Below are 23,436 nucleotides of genomic sequence, written 5' to 3' on the forward strand. Positions count from 1 at the left end.
GCTAGGTGGCACTGTACCGTCGACGTCGCAATAATGAAAACTGTTATCGATAAGGAGGACGGTGGCCACCCCGGTGATCCTTGTCACCGGACACGAGGGCACCGCCGCCGTGACCGCTGACCTGCTGGGCCTGCTCACCGATCACGGCACTGCGACACTTCGGTCAGTGGCACCAGGATCCGTGCGGCGAGCCGATCCCCGCCCACGGTGTCACCGCCGAGAACAACGACGACGACACCGGGCATCCATGAAATCCGCCATCCATCCCGACCACCACCCCCGTCGTCTTCCACGGTGCCCGGTCCTCCGCCGCGACCAAGTTGTACTGGAAATGATTGTCATTACGATGGTCGGGCGGCCGAGCGGGCCGGGCGAAAGGAAATGGGATGTGTGGGGCAGCGTGGCACGCGCGGTCACCGGCGGGCATGTACCCGTCAAATCCATCCTCACCGGCGCCCATGCCGACCCGCATTCGTACCAGGCCAGCCCCGCGGACGCCGCCGCGATCGTCGACGCGGAGCTGGTGATTTACAACGGCGGCGGGTACGACCCGTGGGTCGACCAGGTGTTGGCCGGCCATCCTGGTGTCCAGGCGGTCGATGCCTACTCGCTGCTCGGCGCCGTGGGCGACGACGACGCGCCCAACGAACACGTCTTCTACGACCCCAATGTCGCCAAGGCGGTCGCGGCAACGATCGCCGACCGGTTGGCGGACCTCGACCCGTCCAATTCCGGGAACTATCGAGCGAACGCCGCCGAGTTCAGCCGCGGCGCCGACGCAATCGCAATTTCCGAACACGCGATCGCCACCACCTATCCCGACGCCGCGGTCATCGCGACCGAACCCGTCGTGCACTACCTGCTGGCGGCAGCCGGCCTGAAAAATCGAACCCCGGCTACCTTCATCGCGGCCAACGAAAACGGCAACGACCCCACCCCGGCCGATATGGCGGCCGTGCTCGACATGATCGCCGGCCGTGAGGTCGCGGCGTTGCTGGTTAACCCGCAGACACCTACCGCGGCGACCGACGAACTGCAGGTGGCCGCCCGGCGGGCAGGAGTGCCAATCACCGAGTTGACCGAGACCTTGCCCAGCGGAACCGACCGGGACCAGTTTTGCGCTGCTGACCGGCCAGATCGTCGGGGTCGGTCACTCCGGGCTGACCATGCTGACCGTGGTTTGTCTGCTCGTGGTCACCGTGTTGGCGATCTGCTACCGACCGCTCTTGTTTGCCACCGTCGATCCGGAGGTCGCGGCCGCCCGCGGCGTGCCAGTGCGCGCCCTGGGAATTGTGTTCGCCGCACTGATGGGCGTGGTAGCCGCCCAGGCTGTCCAGATCGTCGGGGCACTCCTCGTGATGTCTTTGCTGATCACCCCCGCCGCGGCGGCCGCCCGGGTCGTGGTTGCCCCGGTCGCCGCGATCGCGACCTCGGTGGTCTTCGCCGAGGTTTCCGCCGTCGGCGGCATCCTGCTGTCGCTGGCGCCTGGAGTCCCGGTGTCGGTGTTCGTGGCCACCATCTCGTTTGTGATCTACCTGATTTGCTGGTTGCTCCGGCGGCGCCGCTAACTAGCCGGTCTCGCTTTCGGCCACTTTGAGCTCTAGGCCAATGTTGTTCCGCATGCCGCCGCGCAGCTTACTGACGAAGGTGAACAGCTTGCCCTGGATGCCGTAGCGCTTGACGATCGCGTCGTAGACGGCGCCCGTTTGGGATTCGTCGAGGATGGCCGCGGTGGCTTCGACGGCCTCGCTGGTCGGCCGGCCGCGCAAGGTGCAGGTCGCCAGCGTCACCCGCGGCGTGTTGCGGATCCGCTTGACCTTCCACGATTTCTTCTCGGTGATGACCAGCAGTCGATCCCCGCGGTCGGTGTCCAAGGCGGCCCAGATGGGAACCGGCTTGGGCCGGCCGTCCTTGGTGAAGGTGGTCAGCAGCAGGTACTGCGCCTCGGCAAGGTCAGAAAAGGTAGGGGTCACGGGTGCCAACCTACCGCGCGAGCAGACGCAGAATCGCACTGCGCGGGGTCCCGCGCATGCGATTCTGCGTCTGCTCGCCGTACTCAGGCTTCCAGGTCGCCCTCGGTTTCCAGCAGCACCTGGCGCAACCCGTCCAGGGTTTCCGGTGCCGGCTGTGCCCACAGGCCGCGACCGGCCGCTTCCAACAGCCGTTCGGCCATGCCGTGCAGCGCCCACGGGTTGGACTCGGTCATGAACGTGCGGTTCTGCGCGTCCAGGACGTAACGCTGCGTGAGCTGCTCGTACATCCAGTCCGCCATCACCCCGGCGGTGGCGTCATAACCGAACAGATAGTCGACGGTGGCCGCCATCTCGAATGCGCCCTTGTAGCCGTGCCGGCGCATCGCGGCCATCCACCTCGGATTGACCACGCGGGCGCGAAACACCCGCGTGGTCTCCTCCGACAGCGTGCGGGTGCGGATCGCGTCGGGTCGGGTGTTGTCGCCGATATAGGCGGCCGGTGCTTGGCCCGTGAGCGCCCGCACGGTGGCCACCATGCCGCCGTGATACTGGAAGTAGTCGTCGGAGTCGGCGATGTCGTGTTCACGGGTGTCGGTATTCTTGGCGGCCACCGCAATACGCCGGTACTGGCGGTTCATGTCGTCGATCGCCTCGCGGCCATCCAGGTCGCGCCCGTAGGCGAATCCGCCCCAGGCGGTGTACACCTGGGCGAGGTCGGCGTCGTCGCGCCAGCTGCGGCTGTCGATCAGCTGCAGCAGCCCGGCGCCGTAGGTTCCCGGTTTGGATCCGAAAATCCTTGTGGTGGCTCGCCGTTGATCTCCGTGGTGGGCCAGATCCGCTTGGGCGTGCGCGCGCACGTAGTTGTCCTCGGCGGCCTCGTCGAGGTCGGCGACCAACCGCACCGCGTCATCGAGCATGGTCACCACATGCGGGAAGGCATCACGGAAAAAGCCGGAGATCCGTACCGTCACGTCGATGCGCGGGCGGCCCAGCTCGGCCGGCTGCATGGGCGCCAGGTCGATGACCCGCCGCGAGGCGTCGTCCCATACCGGCCGAACCCCCAGCAGCGCAAGCACTTCGGCGATGTCGTCGCCGGCCGTGCGCATCGCCGAGGTGCCCCACACCGACAGCCCCACCGACCGCGGCCACCGCCCATGCTCATCGCGGTAGCGCGCCAGCAGCGAATCGGCCAGTGCCACACCGGCTTCCCACGCCAGCCGGGACGGCACCGCCTTGGGATCCACGGAGTAGAAGTTGCGCCCGGTGGGTAGCACGTTGACCAGGCCGCGCAGCGGCGACCCCGACGGCCCGGCCGGGATGAACCGGCCGTCCAAAGCTCTTAGCACCTGCTCGATTTCGGTTGCGGTGCCAGCCAACCGGGGTATCACTTCGGTGGCGGCGAACCGCAGCACCGCGGCGGCGTCGGCGTTGCCGGTGAGTCGGTCGGCGGCGGAGGGGTCCCAGCCGGTGGCCTGCAGGGCCGCGACCAGTTCGCGGGCTTTCGCCTCGGTCTGGTCGACTGTCGCGCGTTCGTCGGTGCCATCCTCGGCCAGGCCGAGTGCCTGCCGCAGGCCGGGGATCGCGTGCGCGCCGCCGAACAGCTGGCGGGCCCGCAAGATGGCCAGCACCAGGTCGAGTTCTTGCTCCCCCGTTGGGTTTTGCCCGAGGATGTGCAGCCCGTCGCGGATCTGGACGTCCTTGATCTCGCACAGCCAGCCGTCGACGTGTAGCAGCATGTCGTCGAACGAGTCCTCTTCCGGGCGTTCGGTCAGTCCCAGGTCGTGGTCCATCTTGGCGGCGCGGATCAGCGTCCAGATCTGCTGGCGGATGGCGGGCAGCTTGCCGGGATCCAGCGCGGCGACGCTGGCATGCTCGTCGAGCAACTGTTCCAAACGCGCGATGTCGCCGTAGGTTTCGGCGCGGGCCATCGGAGGAATCAAATGGTCGACTAGCACCGCGTGCGCGCGCCGCTTGGCCTGGGTGCCCTCGCCGGGGTCGTTAACCAGAAACGGGTAGATCAGCGGCAGATCGCCCAGCGCGGCGTCGGGTCCGCAGGACGCCGACATGCCCAGCGTCTTTCCCGGCAACCATTCCAGGTTGCCGTGCTTGCCCAAATGCACCACGGCGTGCGCCCCGAAACCGTTCGAGAATCCGGTATCGAGCCAGCGGTAGGCGGCCAGGTAGTGGTGGCTGGGCGGCAGGTCCGGGTCGTGGTAGATCGCCACCGGGTTCTCCCCGAAGCCGCGCGGCGGCTGAACCATGAGCACCAGGTTGCCCGCTCGCAGTGCGGCGATGACGATCTCGCCGTCCGGGTCGTGGCTACGGTCGACGAACAGCTCACCGGGTGGCGGGCCCCAGTACGCTGTTACCACGTCTGTCAGTTCGGCGGGCAGGGTGGCGAACCAGTCCCGATACTCCTTGGCCGACACCCGGATGGGGTTGCCGGCCAGCTGGCCTTCGGTGAGCCAGTCGGGGTCGTGTCCGCCGCATTCGATCAACGCGTGAATCAGCGCGTCGCCGTCGTTTGATTCGACACCCGGCAGATCACCCACCCGATATCCGCGCTGCCGCATCGCTTGCAGCAAGGCCACCGCGCTGGCCGGGGTGTCCAGGCCCACCGCGTTGCCGATGCGGGCGTGTTTGGTCGGGTAGGCCGAGAAGACCAGGGCCACCCGCTTGTCGGCGGGGGCGACCTGGCGCAGCCGTGCGTGCCGGACCGCCAGGCCCGCGACCCGGGCGCAGCGCTCCGGGTCGGCCACATAGGAGATCAGCCCGTCGTCGTCAATCTCCTTGAACGAGAACGGAACCGTGATGATGCGGCCGTCGAACTCGGGCACCGCCACCTGGCTGGCCACGTCCAGCGGCGACAGGCCGTCGTCGTTGGCGCACCACTGATCCCGCGGGCTAGTCAAACACAGGCCTTGCAGGATCGGGATGTCCAGCGCCGCCAGGTGCTCAACGTTCCAGCTGTCATCGTCGCCGCCGGCCGAGGCGGCGGCCGGCTTGACTCCCCCGGCGGCCAGCACGGTGACCACCATGGCGTCGGCGCCGCCGAGCCTTTCCAGCAGCCGCGGCTCGGCGGTGCGCAGCGACGCGCAGTAGAGCGGCAGCGGGCGTCCGCCGGCGTCTTCGATCGCCCGGCACAGCGCCTCGACGTAGCCGGTGTTGCCGGCCAGGTGCTGGGCACGGTAGTAGAGCACCGCGATCGTCGGGCCGGTCTTGCCGGCGTCCGGACGCTCCAGCACCCCCCAGGTCGGGGTGGCGACCGGCGGCGTGAACCCGAAGCCGGTCATCAGCACGGTGTCGCACAGGAAGGCGTGCAACTCGCGCAGGTTGTCGACGCCGCCGTGGGCCAGGTAGATGTGGGCCTGCAGCGCGGTGCCGGCCGCGACCGTGGAGCGGTCGGTCAACTCGGCATCGGCGGCCTGCTCTCCGCTGACCAGTACGGCCGGTACCCCGCCGGCGATCACCGTGTCGATTCCGCTCTGCCAGGCGCGGTAGCCGCCGAGAATCCGGATCACCACGATCGACGCTTCGGCCAGCAGGTCGGTCAGTTCCAGGTCAGACAGCCGCGAGGGATTCGCCCACCGGTAGTTCTTGCCGCTGGACCGGGCGCTAATCAGGTCGGTGTCGGACGTCGACAACAGCAGAACGGTCGGTTCCGGCACCAATTCTTCTTACCGGAGCAGGACTCGAGCGGTGGCGTCGGGCCCGCGAGCTTTGTAGCCACGCCTAGACTACAAACATGTCTACATCCACGACGATTAGGGTTTCAACCCAGACTCGGGATCGTCTGGCCGCCCAAGCCCGCGAACGGGGAATCTCGATGTCGGCTCTGCTCACCGAACTGGCCGCCCAGGCCGAGCGCCAGGCAATCTTCCGCGCCGAACGCGAGGCCTCGCACGCCGAGACGACCACCCAGGCAGTCCGCGACGAGGACCGCGAGTGGGAGGGCACGGTAGGCGACGGCCTTGGCTGAGCCACGGCGAGGAGACCTTTGGCTGGTCAGCCTCGGCGCCGCTCGCGCGGGTGAGCCCGGCAAGCATCGGCCCGCGGTGGTCGTTTCCGTGGACGAGCTACTCACCGGAATCGACGACGAACTCGTTGTCGTCGTGCCGGTGTCAAGCTCGCGCTCCCGCACCCCACTCCGGCCACCTGTCGCGCCCTCAGAAGGTGTAGCTGCCGATAGCGTCGCGGTGTGCCGCGGCGTCCGCGCGGTCGCTCGTGCCCGACTCGTGGAGCGACTCGGCGCCCTCAAACCCGCCACGATGCGCGCAATCGAAAACGCCCTGACCCTGATCCTCGGCCTCCCGACGGGACCTGAGCGCGGCGAGGCGGCGACCCATTCTCCCGTACGGTGGACGGGTGGCCGGGACCCGTGACGCGGACGCCTGCCCCGGTGCGTTGCGGCCGCACCAGGCCGCCGACGGGGCGCTGGCGCGGATCCGGCTGCCCGGCGGGATGATCACCGCGGCACAACTGGCGACGCTGGCCAGCGTCGCCAGCGACTTCGGCTCCGCGACACTGGAACTGACCGCGCGCGGCAATGTCCAGTTGCGCGGGATCCGCGACGTGGCAGCGGTCGCGGACGCGGTCGCCAAAGCCGGGCTGCTGCCGTCGGCAACACACGAGCGGGTGCGCAATATCGTCGCCTCGCCGCTGTCCGGCCGGGCCGGCGGGCTAGCCGACGTGCGGGCATGGGTCGGTGAGCTCGACGCGGCGATCCGCGCCGAGCCCCGGCTGGCGGAACTGGGCGGCCGGTTCTGGTTCGGTCTCGACGACGGCCGCGCCGACGTGTCCGGCCTGGGTGCCGACGTCGGCGTGCAGGTGTTCCCCGACGGTCCCCGACTGCTGTTGACCGGACGTGACACCGGCGTGCGGGTGGCCGATGTCGCCGAGACCCTGATCGAGGTCGCGTTGCGTTTCGTCAAGATCCGCGAAACCGCCTGGCGAGTAACGGAATTAGCCGATATCGGCGAGCTGCAGTCCGGTGTCGAGCTGGGCCCATCCGTTCGGCCCGTCACCAAAACGCCCGTCGGCTGGATACCCCAGGATGACAGCCGGGTAACGCTGGGCGCCGCGGTGCCGCTGGGGGTCTTGCCCGCCCGGGTCGCGGAATGCCTGGCCGCGATCGAGGCCCCGCTGGTGATCACGCCGTGGCGATCGGTGCTGATCTGCGACCTCGACGACGCGACGGCCGACGCCGCGCTGCGGGTGCTGGCGCCGCTGGGCCTGGTGTTCGACGAGAACTCCCCCTGGCTGAACATCAGCGCCTGCACCGGCAGCCCCGGCTGCGCGCACTCGGCCGCCGACGTACGGGCCGACGCCGCGCGGTCACTGAACGTGGAGTCAGCCGGGCATCGGCATTTCGTCGGCTGCGAGCGGGCCTGCGGCAGCCCACCGGCCGGCGAGGTGCTGGTCGCCACCGGCGGTGGATACCGGCGATTGCGGCCGTAGGGTGAGCGAGTGCTCGACTACCTACGCGACGCCGCGGAAATCTACCGGCGGTCATTCGCGGTTATCCGCGCCGAGGCCGATCTGGCGCGCTTCCCCGCCGACGTCGCGCGGGTGGTGGTTCGGTTGATTCACACCTGCGGGCAGGTCGACGTCGCCGAGCATGTGGCCTACACCGACGACGTCGTCGCGCGGGCGGGTGCCGCGCTGGCCGCCGGTGCCCCGGTGCTGTGCGATTCGTCGATGGTGGCCGCCGGGATCACCACCTCGCGGCTGCCCGCCGACAACCAGATCGTCTCGCTGGTCGCCGATCCACGCGCCACCGAGCTGGCCGCCCGTCGCCAGACCACCCGATCGGCGGCCGGGGTCGAGCTGTGTGCCGAGCGGCTGCCCGGCGCGGTGCTGGCCATAGGCAACGCGCCCACCGCGCTGTTTCGGCTGCTCGAACTGGTCGACGAAGGGGCACCCCCACCGGCGGCCGTGCTGGGCGGACCGGTGGGTTTCGTCGGATCGGCACAGGCCAAAGAGGAGCTCATCGAGCGGCCCCGCGGGATGTCCTACCTGGTGGTGCGCGGTCGCCGCGGCGGCAGCGCGATGGCCGCCGCCGCCGTCAATGCGATAGCCAGCGACCGCGAATGAGCGCTCGGGGCACGCTGTGGGGAGTCGGGCTGGGGCCCGGCGATCCGGAGTTGGTGACCGTCAAGGCCGCCCGGGTGATTGGCGAGGCCGATGTGGTGGCCTATCACAGCGCCCCACACGGTCACAGCATCGCCCGCGGCATCGCCGAACCGTATCTGCGGCCCGGTCAGCTCGAGGAGCACCTGGTCTACCCGGTGACCACCGAGGCCACGAATCATCCCGGCGGCTACGCCGGTGCGCTCGAAGACTTCTACGCCGACGCGACCGAGCGCATCGCCACGCACCTGGACGCCGGGCGCAACGTGGCGCTGCTCGCCGAAGGCGACCCGTTGTTCTACAGCTCCTACATGCATCTGCACACCCGGCTGACGCGGCGGTTCAACGCCGTCATCGTGCCCGGTGTGACGTCGGTGAGCGCCGCGTCGGCGGCCGTGGCCACACCGCTGGTGGCCGGCGACCAGGTGTTGTCGGTGCTGCCGGGCACGCTGCCGGTCGGCGAGCTGACCCGCCGGCTGGCCGACGCCGACGCGGCCGTGGTGGTCAAGCTGGGCCGTTCGTATCACAATGTGCGGGAGGCGCTTTCGGCGTCCGGCCTACTCGGCGACGCGTTCTACGTGGAGCGGGCCAGCACCGCCGGCCAACGGGTATTGCCGGCCGCCGACGTCGACGAGACCAGCGTGCCGTACTTCTCGCTGGCCATGTTGCCGGGCGGGCGGCGTCGTGCGTTGCTGACCGGCACCGTCGCAGTGGTGGGCCTGGGGCCCGGCGACAGCGACTGGATGACACCGCAGAGCCGGCGTGAGCTGGCCGCCGCGACGGATCTGATCGGCTATCGCGGCTACCTGGACCGGGTCGAAGTCCGCGACGGCCAGCGGCGCCATCCCAGCGACAACACCGACGAACCCGCCCGGGCGCGGCTGGCCTGCTCGCTGGCCGATCAGGGCCGGGCGGTGGCGGTGGTGTCCTCCGGCGACCCAGGGGTATTCGCGATGGCCACCGCCGTTTTGGAGGAAGCCGAGCAGTGGCCGGGGGTGCGGGTCCGGGTGATTCCGGCGATGACCGCCGCCCAGGCCGTCGCCAGCCGGGTCGGCGCGCCGCTGGGACATGACTACGCGGTGATCTCGTTGTCCGACCGGCTCAAACCCTGGGACGTGATCGCCGCGCGCCTGACCGCCGCGGCCGCCGCCGACCTGGTGCTGGCCATCTACAACCCGGCTTCGGTGACCCGCACCTGGCAGGTCGGCGCGATGCGCGAGCTGCTGCTGGCCCATCGCGACCCTGGCATACCGGTGGTGATCGGCCGCAACGTCTCCGGACCGGTTTCCGGACCGAATGAGGACGTTCGGGTGGTGAAGTTGGCCGACCTGAACCCCGCCGAAATCGACATGCGCTGCCTATTGATCGTGGGGTCCTCGCAGACCCGGTGGTATTCGGTGGATTCGCAGGACCGGGTGTTCACCCCGCGCCGCTATCCCGAGGCGGGCAGAGCTACCGCGACAAAGTCGAGCCGCCACAGCGACTGAAAGAGCTTGCGGCCGAATTCCTCAAGGTCGGCCAGGCTGCCTCCGGAAGGCTCGCCAGTTCGCGCCACGCACCCGGCAATCTCCCGAATCGTGCGGCGACCGTCAACCTGCTGCAGAAAGGCCAACTGGGCGGGGCTGGGCGCCATGCGCCAACCCGGCCAAAACATATCGGTGCCGGAGACACCGCAACGCGTGCGCATCAGCGGTACGTAATCGAGCGCGGCAACCGTCGAAAAATCGATCGTGTACTGCTCCTTGGGTCGGTCACGACGGCACGCCATAAAGAGATGGGTAGCGTTCAAGGTCTCCAGACGTTCCATCACGGACCAGGCCTTGACCTCGGGTAACGTGTTCACGGCCGCATAAAACTCGCTGTTCGGGACGAAAAAATCGTGCGGGTAATACGGCGCCTTGTGGAACCATCCCTGAAATACCAGTCCGGCGGACGTGACCAGATCGACGCATTCCTCGACGGTGTAACTGCGTTGGCGACCATGCAAGAACGTATCGACGAGGGCGCTATCGGAAAGTAAATCCCGAGCTTTCGTGAGATAGTTTCGGAGCGGATGATACGTCGGTAGTAACGAGATTGCTTCCTTCGCCAATTTGATCGATGCATCGTCCTGCCCTAATCCAAGATCACGAAAGACCGAACCGAGCAGTTCGACTCCGATCCGACCGTACTTCCCGTAGAGCATCGCCGCCACGACGCCATCCCGGCGCAGGCAGTGGGCGAGTTCTTTCATGCCCGCCCGCGGATCTGCCAGGTGATGTAAAACGCCGGTCGATACCACGAGGTCGAAGTCGCGTCCCAGCGTCGCCAGCTCTTCGATCGGAAGCAGATGCAACTCCAGATTCGCCAGCCCGTGCTTGTCTTTCAGATATTGCTGATGGTCCAGTGCCGGTCGACTGATATCGATCGCCACTACTTTCGCCGCACGATTGGTGAATGCGAAAATCGCCGCCTGGTTGGTTCCGCAACCGGCGATCAGAATATCCAGATCGGGCCGGTATTCGCGGTCCGGCCATAATATCCGGTGGGAGTGCACCGGGTCGAACCATTCCCAATTCGCTGTGGTCCACGCCTCAAGATCGGCGATCGGGTGCGGGTACAACCACCGGTGGTACTGCCGGGACACAATGTCGGCGCGCGGATGATCGTCGGTCACTTCGGTCCCACGAGCCTATGCAAGCACACCGGCAACGCACGTCGCCGCCTCGGCGAGCAGCGCCTCACGGGGCTCGGCGTCATACCCGCCGCCGGCACGATCGGACATGACGGCCACCACGTAGGGCACGCCGGTCGGTGACCACACGACCGCGATGTCGTTTGCTCGTCCGTAGTCACCGGTCCCGGTCTTGTCGATCACCTTCCAATCGGCGGGAAAGCCCGCTCGGATCCGCTTGGCTCCGGTGGTGTTGCGCGCCATCCAATCGGTGAGCAGTGCCCGCTTGTCGGGCGGCAACGCGTTGCCGAGAACAAGCTGCTGCAACACCAGGGCGATGGCGTGCGGTGTTGTGGTATCCCGTTCGTCCCCGGGCGGATCGCGGTTCAACTCCGGTTCCTCGGCGTCCAACCGGCTCACGGTGTCACCCAAGCTGCGGAGGTAGCCGGTAAATGCCGCGGTGCCGCCCCCGGGACCGCCAAGATCGGCCAGCAACAGGTTGGCGGCGGTGCCGTCGCTATAGCGTATCGCCGCATCGCAAAGCTGCCCGATCGTCATCCCGGTCTGAACGTGTTGTTGGGCCACCGGGGAGATCGACCGAATGTCGTCACTGGTGTAGGTGATCAGTTTGTCCAGATGCGTGAGCGGGTTTTGGTGCAGCACCGCCGCCACGAGCGGCGCCTTGAACGTGGAGCAGAATGCGAACCGCTCATCGGCGCGGTATTCGATCGCGGCGGTGGTGCCGGTGGCGGGCACATACACCCCAAGCCGGGCATCGTATCTGCGCTCCAGCTCGGCGAAGCGATCCGCCAGATCCGCTCCGGCCGGCAAGGTTGTCGATGCCGGACGGGCCCCGCTCGCATGCCGTGCACACCCCGTCACGGAAACCAGCATTGCCATCGCTACCAGCAGTTCGCGACGACCGAATCCTCTGTTGCGCATGCCGTAGTATCACACGCGCGCAGATGGCAGGCGCCAAAGCGCATTCGACGCCGCGCTCCCCCGGCTGCTCGGCGGCGGGATCTACGACGACCGGTCGTAGACTGACCGGACCTGCCGGGCTATGGTTTATGCCCATGACCGCGACGGCAAGCGACGACGAGGCCGTTACCGCACTCGCCTTGTCGGCGGCCAAGGGGAACGGGCGGGCCCTTGAGGCGTTTATCAAAGCCACCCAGCAAGACGTGTGGCGGTTCGTCGCCTATCTGTCCGACGTGGGCAGTGCGGACGATCTCACCCAAGAGACATTCCTACGAGCGATCGGCGCCATCCCGCGGTTTTCCGCACGCTCCAGCGCCCGAACTTGGTTGCTGGCCATCGCGCGCCATGTCGTCGCCGATCACATCCGCCACGTCCGATCCCGGCCCCGCACCACCCGCGGCGCGCGTCCCGAACATCTCATAGACGGCGACCGCCATGCCCGCGGATTCGAAGACCTCGTCGAGGTAACCACGATGATCGCCGACCTAACCACCGACCAACGGGAAGCGCTGCTGCTGACCCAGCTGCTCGGGCTGTCCTATGCGGACGCCGCGGCGGTGTGCGGCTGCCCGGTGGGCACCATCCGATCCCGTGTCGCTCGAGCGCGCGATGCGCTGCTTGCCGACGCGGAGCCCGACGACCTCACCGGCTAGGCAGACCGGCCACCCACATGGCGGCCCGGTGGACAGAATCGACCGCCGCTACCCCAGCCGGCAGCAGCGGGCGCGCTATCATGACCACCGAAATACCCAGCGCAGCAGCGGCATCCAGCTTCGCTCGGGTCATCTTGCCACCGCTGTTCTTGGTGACCAATGCGTCGATGCGCTGCTCACGCAGCAGTGCGAACTCATCGTGGTAACCATATGGCCCGCGAGATAGCACCAGTTTGTGCCGCCGCGGCAGGGCGGTGCCATCGGGCGCGGTAACCACGCGGATCAAAAACCACGCGTCGCTGTTGGCGAAGGCCGCAATACCCGAGCGTCCGGTGGTCAGGAACACTCGCGAATAACCTTGTTCAGCAACAACGTCTGCAGCCTCGATGTCCGATACCGCGATGATGGCGGTACCGGGATCCCACGGCGGGCGAGCCAGTACCAGGTACGGGAGCCCGAGCTCACCGCACACCTGCGCGGCGTGCGCGGTGATGGTTACCGCGAAGGGGTGGGTGGCGTCGACGACGGCATCGATGCGCTCCTCTCGCAGCCAACCGCGCAGCCCCTCGACACCGCCGAACCCGCCGATGCGCACCGGACCGATCGGCAGGGCAGGGTTGGGTACCCGGCCGGCCAGCGAGCTGACGATCTCAACGTGTGGGTGCAACTCTTTCGCCAGCGCACGGCCCTCGGCGGTGCCGCCGAGCAACAACACCCGGGTCACTGTGCATACCGACCGTGCCGTGCCACCGAATATAGGTAGCTGTCGGTAAAGCCCTCAGCGGTCAGCACGTCGCCAACAACGATCACGGCGGTCCTGGTGATCTTGGCATCGTGCATCCGCGCGGCGATATCGGCCAACGTGCCGCGTAGCGTCCGCTGTTGCGGCCAACTCGCGAAAGCCACCACCGCAACCGGCGTTTCGGGTCGGTAACCACCGTCTAGCAGTCGCGGAACGATGGCGTCGATCTGGGCTGCGGCCAGGTGCAAGACCAGAGTGGCGCGGGATCGGGCGAGCGCGGCCAGGTCCTCACCGGGCGGTATGGGTGTGGACAGCGTCGCCACCCGGGTGAGCGTCACCGTCTGCGCCACGCCCGGCACGGTGAGTTCGCGCTTTAGCGCCGCCGCGGCTGCGGCAAAAGCCGGTACGCCCGGCACGATTTCGTAGCCGATGCCCAGCGCGTCGAGTTCGCGGCACTGTTCGGCCAGCGCGCTGTACAGCGACGGGTCGCCGGAATGCAGCCGGGCAACGTCGCGGCCGTCGGCGTCGGCGTCGGCAAGTTTGCGCACGATTTGTTCGAGGGTCAGCGGACCGGTGTCGACAATCGTCGCGCCGGGCGGACACTGCGCCAACAGGTCGTCGGGCATGATCGAACCCGCATACAGGCACACCGGGCATCGTTGCAGGAGCCGTTGGCCGCGGACGGTGATTAGGTCGGCGGCGCCGGGGCCCGCTCCGATGAAATAGACCGTCATCGCTTGGTCACCGACCACTGGGTGACCGGCAGCTGTGGGCGCCAACCGGTGAAGCCGCCCAGCGGTTCGCCGAGATAGTGCTGGAATCGTCGTAGCTCGCCACCGAGGCGCGAATATGCATGCGCCAGAGCGGCTTCCGATTCGACGGTGACAGCGTTGGCGACCAAGTTCCCGCCTGCGGGCAGGCTGTCCAGGCAGGCCTCAAGCAGGCCTGGCTGGGTTACACCACCGCCAAGAAAAATCACCGACGGCCGTGCGGCGTCGTCGAACGCATCGGGCGCGTCGCCGCGCACGTCGACGCTCACCCCGAAGGCCGCGGCATTGAACCCAATGTTGCGGCGGCGCCGTTCGTCGCGCTCGAACGCCACCGCGGTGCAGCCCGGCCAGCTCCGACACCACTGGACCGCGATGGCGCCTGAGCCCGCGCCGACGTCCCATAACCGCTGCCCGGGCCTTGGCGCCAGCGCAGCCAGGGTCAGCACGCGGATCGGGTGTTTGGTGATCTGCCCGTCGTGCGCGAATGCCTCGTCGGGTGCCCACGACGTGCGCTCGTCGAGCAGGTAGCGCACGGCGATCACGTTGAGCTCATCGACATCGAGGGGTGGGTCGCAGGCCCATGCCCGGGCCGTACCGTCGCGGCGGCGTTCGGCCGGGCCGCCAAGCTGTTCGAGCACGCTGAACTTGGAGTCACCGCGACCGTGCTCGGTCAGCAGCACCGCCAGCGCCTGCGGGGTGGACCGATCGCCGGACAGCACGATGGCCCGGCCGCCGCGGCGCACCGCGGTGTGTGGTTGCGCGGTGACCAGGCTGATCACCTCGGTGTCATACACGTTCCAGCCCATCCGGGCGCACGCCAACGTCACCGCGGACACGTGCGGCAACACGGTCACGTTGTCGTGGCCGAACAGCCGGATCAGGGTGGAGCCGATACCATGCAACAACGGGTCGCCGCTGGCAACCACGTGTAGGTCAGCCCCATCCGGTGACAGGCCTTGCACCGCGGGCAGCATCGGCGTCGGCCACTCCCAGCGCTCGGCGGTGACGGTATCGTCGAGCAGGGCAAGTTGCCGTTTCGAGCCGTAAATTACTGTGGCCCTGCGCAATTCGGAGCGAGAATGCTCGGAGAGACCGGTCATGCCGTCGGCGCCGATCCCGACAACGATGATCATCGGCGCCGCTCTCCCCCGCAAGCGGGCGGTACCCCCACCGCATCGCTGCGCTCTGCATCGTCGCGGATCATCGCGGCATCCTGCGCCAGACGAACCGGGGAAGCAACCGCAGCGCAACAAACATTGGCCGCAGCGCCCACGGAATCCACACCACGCGCTTACCGTTGACCAGCGCACGCGCGGTCGCGGCGGCCACCCGCTCCGGGGTGACCGACAGGGGTGCGGGCGTCATGCCCTCGGTCATGCGCCCGATGACGAATCCCGGCCGCGCGATCAGTAACCGCACCCCGGTGCCGTGCAACGCATCGGCCAGGCCGCTGGCGAAGCCGTCCAGGCCGGCTTTGGCCGATCCGTAGACATAGTTGGCGCGGCGCACCCGAATCCCGGCGACCGAGGAGAACACCACCAGCGATCCCCGTCCGGCGGTGCGCATCGCCGCTGCCAGATGAGTCAGCAGGCTGACCTGGGCGACGTAGTCGGTGTGCACGATGGCCACCGCGTGCGCCGCGTCTGTCTCGGCGCGGGCCTGGTCGCCGAGTATCCCGAAGGCCAGCACCGCGGTGCCGATGGGGCCGTGCTCGGCAACGAGCGAAGCGACCAACGGGCCGTGTGCGGCCAGGTCGTCGGCGTCGAACTCCCGGGTGTGCACCGCTATAGCGCCAGCTGCGCGGAGTGCGGCGGCCTGGTCGGCGAGTTGATCGGCGTTCCGCGCGGCCAGCACCATCGTCGCCCCGGCAGCCAGGCGTCGCGCGAGTTCGCCGCCGATCTGGCTGCGGCCGCCGAAAATTACTACCGGAGCAGCGCCCGTGTCGTCCACGGCTGCGATTATTGCCTGCGCTAGCGTGAGTGGCGATGGTCAACACCACTACGCGGCTTAGTGACGACGCGCTGGCGTTTCTTTCCGAACGCCATCTGGCCATGCTGACCACGCTGCGGGCGGACAACTCGCCGCACGTGGTGGCGGTAGGTTTCACCTTCGACCCCAAGACTCACATCGCGCGGGTCATCACCACCGGCGGCTCCCAAAAGGCCGTCAATGCCGACCGCAGTGGGCTTGCCGTGCTCAGCCAGGTCGACGGCGCGCGCTGGCTCTCACTGGAGGGTAGGGCGGCGGTGAACAGCGACATCGACGCCGTGCGCGACGCCGAGCTGCGCTACGCGCAGCGCTATCGCACCCCGCGTCCCAATCCACGCCGAGTGGTCATCGAGGTCCAGATTGAGCGCGTGCTGGGATCCGCGGATCTGCTCGACCGGGCCTGACAACCGAGGTCATGGCGGCAGTAGGTAATGCACCCAGGCGCCACCGGCGGGCCCGGCCACGGCGTGCAGACGGGCGTTCTGATTGCCCGTTCGGGGCAGGGTAAAGTCCGCGCCGATGGCTGTGCAGGCTAGGGCAGCCCCGGCGAAGACCACGGGTGCCGGCGTCACGGTCCACCTGCCTGCCGCGTCCCGACAGGCCGCAGGGTGTGGGTCACCGCACGATGCGGCGACCCAGCGGCCATCCGCGCCCTGCAGGGCGCATGCTCCGGCACCGGCACGCGGTTCGTCCGGTGCCCAGCTCCACAACGACGCCTGAATGCGGCCGTCTTCGGGGAGCAGCTGATCGAAGCCGAACAGATTGACCCCGCAATCGGTCATCGCCGGCACCTTCGGCGGGGTAAGCGCCTGCGGATTGGCCGGTGGACGGGTCGGGTTGGCCAACGCCGTGGCCAGCGTGGAGTCCTCGTAATAGCGGACCAGTCGCCAAGCGTAGACACCGCGGCCATAGGTGGCATCGCAGGCCGGGTATGGCCGGTAGCCGGAGTTCGAGCCGCTTTCCAGCTCAACGCCGCTCCAGTCGAAGACGGCGGCCGACCAACCTGGCGCACAAGACCCGACGAGCACGGCTCGTGCGCCGGATGCGCGGATTTCCTCCCGCGACACGTCGAGTGGAAGCGGGACACAGCCGTTGGTGGCACGCCGGGCCGGGTTGGGACGGTAGATAAGGCTTGTTCCGTCCGCACGCCGCAACACTTGGTCGAGGGTAGCCACCACCGACTCATACGCCGACGCGTTCTTCAGCTGGTCCTCCAGGTAGAGCAGGATGACCTCCTCGGTATGCCCGGGTGCGTTCAACCAGTTGGCGATCTGCGGCAGCACTGTGGCCAGCAGAGGTTCGACGGTGCAGCCTAGGTTCGCGTTCTTCGGTCCCAGCCCGTGACACACGGTGACGCCGGGGGCGCCGTGGCCCTCGAGGCGGGGCAAGTAGTGCAGGTCTAGCTCGAGCGCGCGGACGTCGATGTCGAGCTGTTGGGCCAACGACAGCTGCTGGTTTGAGTCTGCGTGCGAGACCGTGAACGAATCGCTGAGGCTGTTGAACGAGTTGTGCGTGCCGAGCCACTGAGTTTCCCGCAGCGGCACCGGGTCTTGCAACGCATCCTGGAACCGCGCGGTGCGATGCACCCAAGACTGTAGGTAGGCATCACGCGCGGCCTGGGTCACCCGGTGCGCGAGCGGAAGCACGCACCGCGCATCGGGCACACCGACGCGGCGACACTCCGCAGCGACCGCGTCGGCGAACTTGCCGAGCGCCACGCAGGGGATCGCAACCGGGCTTATTACGTCACAGGATGCGGTGGGCGAGGGCGGAGCGGGCACCTGGTAGGCATCGGCGGCCACCGGTGCCGCGGTTATCAACACCACGGCCAAGGCGCCCATGAGGGCCGCGCTCTGCAGCCATCGGGCGCGGGGCATGCGCTACTTTGGCACGTCGATACACCGCTTACCAGGGGTGTTGTCGAAGTGTTGCGTGGTCTCGTCGAAGCCGTCACGTAACTCCAAGCCGCCCCGCGTCGATGACGAGACACTAGGGCTGCGACCGCCAGGGCCGTGTAGACGTTGCTCTACAAGGTCACCGGTCCTGGTCAGAACTTATCCGACGGCTCCTGCGCATTTTCCCGTACACAACCGCGGGGATGAGGACCAGCAACCCGAGACTCCAGATATCCCACCACAGTGACCCCTTCACGGCATTGGCGATTGCACTGATGGCCAGCAGAACCCAGGCGACACCCATAAAGGCGAAATAGCACCCGCCCCTGAGCCGTCCCGCTGGCCGAGGCCACAGGGAGCCTGCGACACCGCCGATGAGGCAGACAACCACGACGGCAACGCTGAAGACGACAACGGGAGTCGCGCTACTTGGTGGCACAGTTGACCACCGCCGCTCCCGATCCGCCAACCCCCAGTAAGGCGGCGCCAAGTAGTGCCCAGTCGGCAGGGCCGGCCGGAATTGCTAGGGCGGTCCCAACTACGCCAGCCGATGATCCTGCGAAACCCGCAACAGCCGCCGTCCACTCCGCGCTGTTACATGGCCGGTGCAGAGCTTGAAACGCCAGCCGGCGCGCCTCCACCGCGATGGGGTCATCCGGCGGCCTAGCGGCCAGCTCGTTGACCATGTTGTCCACCCACCGTTTGGTCGCGTCTGATACGGGTGCCTCTGTCCCGGCCGGTGGCAGCATCATTGAAGTGATCGGATCGGAGTACGGTCCGTCGGCTCCACCGGACGGGTGTGGCGCTCCTGGCGGTGGAGGTGTTGGGCCGTCTTGTTTGAAGAAGTCGACTAGCTGAACCGCGCTGTGGGCAACAACCGGGGCGCCCGCGAAGCGGACATTTCCCACATCACCGGTGGTCGCGGCGAGCTGACCGGACACCTCGTTCTCCGCCGCAACCAGTTGCCCGACACGTAAGCGGATGTCACCGGCCAACGCCTGAGCCTGAGCTAGTCGAGCGGCCTGCACTGCAGCCGGCTGCGTCGTTTTGGTGTCGGTGACCGATAGGTCTTCACCGACGTTGAAACCGGCGTCCTGGGCGTCCTCTACAGCATACATAACTCTTCGTTGTGCCGCGTCGATAGTGCCGGCGCCGTTGCGCGCGATCGTGGCTGCTCTCCGCAGCTGGTCGGCTATGCCACTGACCGTTGAGAAGTCAGCTCGGGTTCGTTGTCGCAGCCCGTCGCCCCCGGCGCCATTCCAGGCGATGGCATGGGCCTGGTTTCGCATCTGCAGAAACACGTCTTCCCACCGATCCGCGGTTTCGGTCCAGTAGCCGGCCGCATCGATAAGGTGCTCGGTGCTCCATGCCCGGATTTGGGACAGGGTGGCCAGCATCTAAACCACCGTCACCTGCGTCACCGCGGCCATCTCGCTCGCCGCAGTTGCCTCTTGATGGGCGTAAGCTGCGGCCGCGGCAGCCACCCCGGTAGCCGTAGCCTGCGTCCGGGTGGCGAATTCCGCTGCCGCGCAGCAGATTGCTGCGTTGATACCACTTACCGCCACCGTCGTGGCTTGGAATGGTTGGCCGGATTCTGGCGGCGTTGCCGAGGCGGCGAACTGGGCGCCAAGGCCCTGCGATTGACTGGCCGCAACCTCAAGCTGACCAAGTACAACCTGTAGTTCATTCGACCCCACCCGCGGGAGTCTAAATCGAGACCACGCAGAGGGCTATTCACGCCGATTCAAAGCCGTCGAAGAAACGACACCACCCGCGGGCCGATGAGACAGGAACGATCACACAGGTGCTTGCGAAGATCCGTCACCACGTATGCGGGCGAACGGTGTGTTCGGCCTGTTGGCGGCCGCCGCGTGCGGTGTTCCCATCCCCGTTATCGACAACCGCGCCGAGGAGATGACGGGCCGGCACGCCACAACGGCAACGAGTTTCAGCATCACGGACCAGTCGTGCGCATCATGAGGACTGCCGCGCCGCTGCGCTCACCGCGGTCGTCAAAGCATTGGATCCAATGACGCCATCGCGGTGGCGCCCGGTGAGGTGCGTGACCGTGGTCTCCGGTTATACCTTCGAGCCGACCGCAGGGTGACTTGATCGTCAAATCCACGACAGTAGCCTTACACCAAGTCCGAAGGGAGTAGCGGTGTTTGTCGATGTTGAACTTTTGCATTCGGGGGCAAACGAGTCTCACTACGCCGGTGAGCACGCCCACGGTGGTGCTGATCAGCTGTCGCGGGGACCCCTGCTGTCGGGGATGTTCGGTACATTTCCTGTCGCCCAGACTTTTCACGACGCGGTCGGCGCGGCCCACGCACAGCAGATGCGAAACCTGCACGCTCACCGGCAGGCGTTGATCACGGTGGGCGAGAAAGCGCGCCATGCCGCGACGGGGTTCACCGACATGGACGACGGCAACGCCGCTGAGTTGAAAGCTGTGGTATGCAGCTGCGCCACATAAACATCCGGGCGCTGATCGCCGAGGCCGGCGGCGATCCCTGGGCGATCGAGCACAGCCTGCACGCGGGTCGGCCGGCCCAGATTGCCGAGCTGGCGGAGGCGTTTCACGCGGCGGGTCGATACACCGCCGAGGCCAACGCGGCCTTCGAGGAAGCCCGTCGCCGCTTCGAAGCGTCCTGGAATCGAGAAAACGGCGAGCACCCGATCAACGACTCCGCCGAAGTGCAGCGCGTGACCGCGGCGCTGGGTGTGCAGTCTTTGCAATTGCCCAAGATCGGTGTCGATTTGGAGAACATTGCGGCCGACCTCGCCGAGGCGCAACGGGCTGCGGCCGGGCGGATTGCGACGCTCGAAAGTCAACTGCAGCGGATCGACGATCAGCTTGACCAAGCGCTGGAACTCGAGCACGACCCCCGACTGGCCGCGGCCGAAAGATCCGAACTTGATGCGCTGATCACCTGCCTTGAGCAAGATGCCATCGACGACACGGCGTCAGCACTGGGCCAGCTGCAATCGATACGCGCCGGATACTCGGATCACCTGCAGCAATCGCTGGCCATGTTGCGTGCCGATGGCTACGACGGGGCGGGGCTGCAGGGATTGGACGCACCGCAATCGCCGGTGAAACCCGAAGAGCCGATTCAGATTCCGCCACCAGGCACCGGGGCACCAGAGGTGCATCGGTGGTGGACGTCGCTGACGTCTGAGGAACGGCAGCGTCTGATCGCCGAGCACCCGGAACAGATCGGCAATCTCAACGGCGTTCCGGTCAGCGCGCGCAGCGATGCCAACATCGCGGTGATGACGCGGGACCTGAATCGGGTACGTGACATCGCCACTCGGTACCGCACGTCGGTTGACGACGTCCTGGGTGATCCGGCGAAATACGGTCTGTCCGCCGGCGATATCACCCGCTACCGCAACGCCGATGAGACCAAGAAAGGCCTCGACCATAACGCCCGTAATGATCCCCGGAACCCCTCCCCGGTATACCTGTTCGCCTACGATCCAATGGCATTCGGCGGTAAGGGACGAGCCGCGATCGCTATCGGCAACCCCGACACCGCAAAACACACCGCCGTGATTGTGCCCGGCACCAGCAGCAGCGTGAAAGGCGGCTGGTTGCATGACAATCACGACGACGCGCTGAACCTCTTTAACCAGGCCAAGGCCGCCGACCCGAATAATCCGACCGCGGTGATCGCCTGGATGGGATATGACGCCCCGAACGACTTCACCGACCCGCGTATCGCCACTCCGATGCTGGCCCGAATCGGTGGTGCGGCACTGGCCGAGGACGTCAACGGTTTGTGGGTAACGCATCTCGGCGTCGGCCAGAATGTCACCGTGTTGGGCCACTCGTACGGCTCGACCACCGTGGCCGACGCGTTCGCCTTGGGCGGCATGCATGCCAACGATGCGGTGCTACTGGGCTGCCCGGGAACCGACCTGGCCCACAGCGCCGCGAGCTTTCACCTGGACGGAGGCCGGGTGTATGTGGGTGCGGCCTCTACGGATCCGATCAGCATGCTCGGGCAGCTCGACAGCCTCAGCCAGTATGTGAACCGTGGCAACCTTGCGGGTCAGCTGCAAGGTTTAGCCGTCGGCCTGGGCACCGACCCCGCCGGCGACGGATTCGGTTCGGTGAGGTTTCGCGCTGAGGTGCCCAACTCTGATGGCATCAACCCCCACGACCACTCCTATTACTACCACCGGGGCAGCGAGGCGTTGCGCAGCATGGCCGACATCGCCTCCGGTCACGGCGACGCGCTAGCATCCGATGGCATGCTGGCCCAACCACGTCACCAACCCGGCGTCGAGATCGACATTCCAGGTCTTGGGTCGGTGGAAATTGACATACCGGGCACGCCGGCCAGCATTGACCCAGAGTGGAGCCGCCCTCCGGGATCTATCACCGACGACCATGTTTTCGATGCCCCACTCCACCGCTGATCGACGGCTTCGGCTGACGCGGCAGGCTTTGCTCGCCGCGGCCGTGGTGCCGTTGCTAGCAGGATGTGCGCTGGTGATGCACAAACCCCATTCCGCGGGTTCGTCTAATCCCTGGGATGATTCCGCGCACCCGCTCACCGACGATCAGGCCATGGCCCAAGTCGTCGAGCCAGCCAAACAGATCGTCGCCGCCGCCGACCTGCAGGCTGTCAGAGCGGGATTCTCGTTCACCTCGTGTAACGACCAAGGCGATCCGCCTTATCAGGGCACCGTCAGGATGGCCTTTCTGTTGCAGGGCGATCACGACGCGTACTTTCAGCACGTCCGTGCCGCCATGCTGTCGCACGGCTGGATCGACGGCCCCCCACCGGGACAGTACTTCCACGGCATAACCCTGCACAAGAACGGAGTGACCGCGAACATGAGCTTAGCGTTGGACCACAGTTACGGAGAGATGATCCTTGATGGTGAGTGCCGCAATACGACCGACCACCACCATGACGACGAGACCACCAACATCACCAACCAACTCGTTCAGCCATGAAGGCGTCGGGTGCCTTCACTGTTCCCACATCGATGTCAGTGATCACCAACCCGTGTGGCACGTGGCGACCGGCGACCGGCGAGCCCGCATCGCACCAGGTATCGAGGAACTCGGACCCACCCTGGTCGAAACGGTACGCCGCCGCGACGCACTGCCCCGCATCGCCCAAGCCGTAGTAGTGGCCGCCACCCGCAACTACGGCGTCCCCGACAACGAAACCGACCTACTGCGGTCGCCCAGGCCAAGGTGGCCACCAAACGCTGCTGGCATGCAGGTGGAGTGCACAGACACGGCAGCTGCAATAGCCTTACGCGGGTGACCAACACCCCCCCCACCCACCACAGGACAATGGACACCAACCCACCCCCCAGCGCCGCCGCGTTCACGCAATTGGCCGTTGGCGGCGGTGGCCAGCGTCGCGATTGCCGCGGTTGTGCTGGGTGCCGCAGCTTTAATCGTGGCACTGACGCGCCCGACGAACAGCGGTCCAGCCACCGCCGCTGGAACGACCGCCGAGCCGACATACACCGCAGCAGAAACCGCCGCCGCGCACCAAAAGTTATGCGAGGTGTACAAACTGGCAGCGCGGGCGGTCCAAATCGCGACAAACGGCGACAACCCGGCGTTCGCAAACATTGCCACAGTCAATGGTGCGGTGATGCTTCAGCAGACACTGAAT

25 protein-coding genes and 1 other annotated feature are annotated in these 23,436 nt (G+C 67.1%); of the genes, 12 read left to right on the forward strand and 13 right to left on the reverse strand.

Annotated elements, in window-relative coordinates; genetic code table 11:
* The first annotated feature begins 61 nt into the window (after nt 1-61).
* Complete coding sequence (locus Rv2059; protein NP_216575.1) at nt 62-1,597, forward strand: hypothetical protein; 1,536 nt, start codon at nt 62-64, stop codon at nt 1,595-1,597.
* A complete protein-coding gene (locus tag Rv2060) occupies nt 1,167-1,568 on the forward strand; it encodes an integral membrane protein (protein NP_216576.1) in 402 nt (133 codons plus the stop codon). Before Rv2059 ends, Rv2060 begins: the two co-directional genes overlap by 402 nt.
* Complete coding sequence (locus Rv2061c) at nt 1,569-1,973, reverse strand: hypothetical protein (RefSeq protein ID NP_216577.1); 405 nt, start codon at nt 1,971-1,973, stop codon at nt 1,569-1,571. The genes Rv2059 and Rv2061c overlap by 29 nt on opposite strands.
* 83 nt (nt 1,974-2,056) lie before the next feature.
* Nucleotides 2,057-5,641, reverse strand: a complete 3,585-nt coding sequence (cobN, locus tag Rv2062c; RefSeq protein ID NP_216578.1) for a cobalamin biosynthesis protein CobN — start codon at nt 5,639-5,641, stop codon at nt 2,057-2,059.
* 77 nt (nt 5,642-5,718) lie between these two features.
* Here cobN and mazE7 point away from each other — a divergent pair, with 77 nt between their 5' ends.
* The 5 genes from mazE7 to cobIJ are packed head-to-tail and all read left to right on the forward strand — an operon-like array spanning nt 5,719 to nt 9,589.
* Nucleotides 5,719-5,952, forward strand: coding sequence for an antitoxin MazE7 (gene mazE7 / locus Rv2063; RefSeq protein YP_177657.1), 234 nt, complete (start codon nt 5,719-5,721; stop codon nt 5,950-5,952).
* A complete protein-coding gene (gene mazF7 / locus Rv2063A; protein ID YP_004837055.2) occupies nt 5,945-6,355 on the forward strand; it encodes an mRNA interferase MazF7 in 411 nt (136 codons plus the stop codon). The genes mazE7 and mazF7 overlap by 8 nt, the downstream gene beginning before the upstream one ends.
* Nucleotides 6,339-7,430, forward strand: a complete 1,092-nt coding sequence (gene cobG / locus Rv2064) for a precorrin-3B synthase (RefSeq protein NP_216580.1) — start codon at nt 6,339-6,341, stop codon at nt 7,428-7,430. Before mazF7 ends, cobG begins: the two co-directional genes overlap by 17 nt.
* A gap of 9 nt (nt 7,431-7,439) precedes the next feature.
* Entirely contained in the window at nt 7,440-8,066 is a 627-nt protein-coding gene (cobH, locus tag Rv2065) for a precorrin-8X methylmutase (RefSeq protein ID NP_216581.1), read from the forward strand.
* Nucleotides 8,063-9,589: a bifunctional S-adenosyl-L-methionine-precorrin-2 methyl transferase/precorrin-3 methylase gene (gene cobIJ / locus Rv2066; RefSeq protein ID NP_216582.1), complete on the forward strand. Its 1,527-nt coding sequence runs from the start codon at nt 8,063-8,065 to the stop codon at nt 9,587-9,589. The genes cobH and cobIJ overlap by 4 nt, the downstream gene beginning before the upstream one ends.
* Here cobIJ and Rv2067c read toward each other — a convergent pair.
* Together Rv2067c and blaC are read right to left on the reverse strand one after the other, a co-directional pair.
* Nucleotides 9,535-10,758: a hypothetical protein gene (locus Rv2067c; protein ID NP_216583.1), complete on the reverse strand. Its 1,224-nt coding sequence runs from the start codon at nt 10,756-10,758 to the stop codon at nt 9,535-9,537. The genes cobIJ and Rv2067c overlap by 55 nt on opposite strands.
* 15 nt (nt 10,759-10,773) lie before the next feature.
* Entirely contained in the window at nt 10,774-11,697 is a 924-nt protein-coding gene (gene blaC, locus Rv2068c; RefSeq protein ID NP_216584.1) for a beta-lactamase, read from the reverse strand.
* 134 nt (nt 11,698-11,831) lie between these two features.
* Here blaC and sigC point away from each other — a divergent pair, with 134 nt between their 5' ends.
* Nucleotides 11,832-12,389, forward strand: coding sequence for an ECF RNA polymerase sigma factor SigC (sigC, locus tag Rv2069; protein ID NP_216585.1), 558 nt, complete (start codon nt 11,832-11,834; stop codon nt 12,387-12,389).
* Here the strand turns inward: sigC and cobK are convergent.
* The 4 genes from cobK to Rv2073c all read right to left on the reverse strand — a co-directional run bounded on the left by cobK (nt 12,379) and on the right by Rv2073c (nt 15,851).
* Nucleotides 12,379-13,113 carry a precorrin-6A reductase gene (gene cobK / locus Rv2070c; protein NP_216586.1) on the reverse strand — a complete coding sequence of 245 codons (735 nt, stop codon included), beginning with the start codon at nt 13,111-13,113 and terminating at the stop codon, nt 12,379-12,381. The two genes, sigC and cobK, sit on opposite strands and share 11 nt — an antisense overlap.
* A complete protein-coding gene (gene cobM / locus Rv2071c) occupies nt 13,110-13,865 on the reverse strand; it encodes a precorrin-4 C(11)-methyltransferase (protein NP_216587.1) in 756 nt (251 codons plus the stop codon). The genes cobK and cobM overlap by 4 nt, the downstream gene beginning before the upstream one ends.
* The gene (gene cobL, locus Rv2072c; protein NP_216588.1) at nt 13,862-15,034 is read right to left on the reverse strand and encodes a precorrin-6Y C(5,15)-methyltransferase; all 1,173 of its coding nucleotides are present in this window, start codon (nt 15,032-15,034) and stop codon (nt 13,862-13,864) included. Before cobL ends, cobM begins: the two co-directional genes overlap by 4 nt.
* Nucleotides 15,035-15,113 (reverse strand) — a repeat region (79 bp Mycobacterial Interspersed Repetitive Unit,Class I). It abuts the gene before it with no gap.
* Complete coding sequence (locus Rv2073c) at nt 15,102-15,851, reverse strand: oxidoreductase (protein ID NP_216589.1); 750 nt, start codon at nt 15,849-15,851, stop codon at nt 15,102-15,104. It overlaps the preceding feature by 12 nt.
* Before the next feature lie 29 nt (nt 15,852-15,880).
* Between Rv2073c and Rv2074 the strand changes: the two genes are divergently transcribed.
* Nucleotides 15,881-16,294 carry a pyridoxamine 5'-phosphate oxidase gene (locus tag Rv2074; RefSeq protein NP_216590.1) on the forward strand — a complete coding sequence of 138 codons (414 nt, stop codon included), beginning with the start codon at nt 15,881-15,883 and terminating at the stop codon, nt 16,292-16,294.
* A gap of 9 nt (nt 16,295-16,303) precedes the next feature.
* Here Rv2074 and Rv2075c read toward each other — a convergent pair whose 3' ends face one another.
* The 4 genes from Rv2075c to Rv2077A form a co-directional block, all read right to left on the reverse strand.
* Nucleotides 16,304-17,767, reverse strand: coding sequence for a hypothetical protein (locus tag Rv2075c; protein NP_216591.1), 1,464 nt, complete (start codon nt 17,765-17,767; stop codon nt 16,304-16,306).
* A gap of 157 nt (nt 17,768-17,924) precedes the next feature.
* Nucleotides 17,925-18,176 carry a hypothetical protein gene (locus Rv2076c; RefSeq protein NP_216592.1) on the reverse strand — a complete coding sequence of 84 codons (252 nt, stop codon included), beginning with the start codon at nt 18,174-18,176 and terminating at the stop codon, nt 17,925-17,927.
* Between the two features lie 34 nt (nt 18,177-18,210).
* Entirely contained in the window at nt 18,211-19,182 is a 972-nt protein-coding gene (locus Rv2077c) for a transmembrane protein (protein ID NP_216593.1), read from the reverse strand.
* Nucleotides 19,183-19,482: a hypothetical protein gene (locus tag Rv2077A; RefSeq protein ID YP_177658.1), complete on the reverse strand. Its 300-nt coding sequence runs from the start codon at nt 19,480-19,482 to the stop codon at nt 19,183-19,185.
* Between the two features lie 464 nt (nt 19,483-19,946).
* Here Rv2077A and Rv2078 point away from each other — a divergent pair, with 464 nt between their 5' ends.
* Genes Rv2078 through lppJ form a run of 3 tightly spaced genes read left to right on the forward strand, consistent with a single transcriptional unit; the run spans nt 19,947 to nt 22,757 of the window.
* Complete coding sequence (locus Rv2078) at nt 19,947-20,261, forward strand: hypothetical protein (protein ID NP_216594.1); 315 nt, start codon at nt 19,947-19,949, stop codon at nt 20,259-20,261.
* Nucleotides 20,243-22,213 carry a hypothetical protein gene (locus Rv2079; protein ID NP_216595.1) on the forward strand — a complete coding sequence of 657 codons (1,971 nt, stop codon included), beginning with the start codon at nt 20,243-20,245 and terminating at the stop codon, nt 22,211-22,213. Before Rv2078 ends, Rv2079 begins: the two co-directional genes overlap by 19 nt.
* The gene (gene lppJ / locus Rv2080; RefSeq protein ID NP_216596.1) at nt 22,194-22,757 is read left to right on the forward strand and encodes a lipoprotein LppJ; all 564 of its coding nucleotides are present in this window, start codon (nt 22,194-22,196) and stop codon (nt 22,755-22,757) included. The genes Rv2079 and lppJ overlap by 20 nt, the downstream gene beginning before the upstream one ends.
* A gap of 195 nt (nt 22,758-22,952) precedes the next feature.
* Here lppJ and Rv2081c read toward each other — a convergent pair whose 3' ends face one another.
* Nucleotides 22,953-23,393, reverse strand: a complete 441-nt coding sequence (locus Rv2081c; protein ID NP_216597.1) for a transmembrane protein — start codon at nt 23,391-23,393, stop codon at nt 22,953-22,955.
* Nucleotides 23,394-23,436 lie beyond the last annotated feature (43 nt).

The sequence above is a fragment of the Mycobacterium tuberculosis H37Rv genome (genome assembly GCF_000195955.2).
Lineage (GTDB): Bacteria > Actinomycetota > Actinomycetes > Mycobacteriales > Mycobacteriaceae > Mycobacterium > Mycobacterium tuberculosis.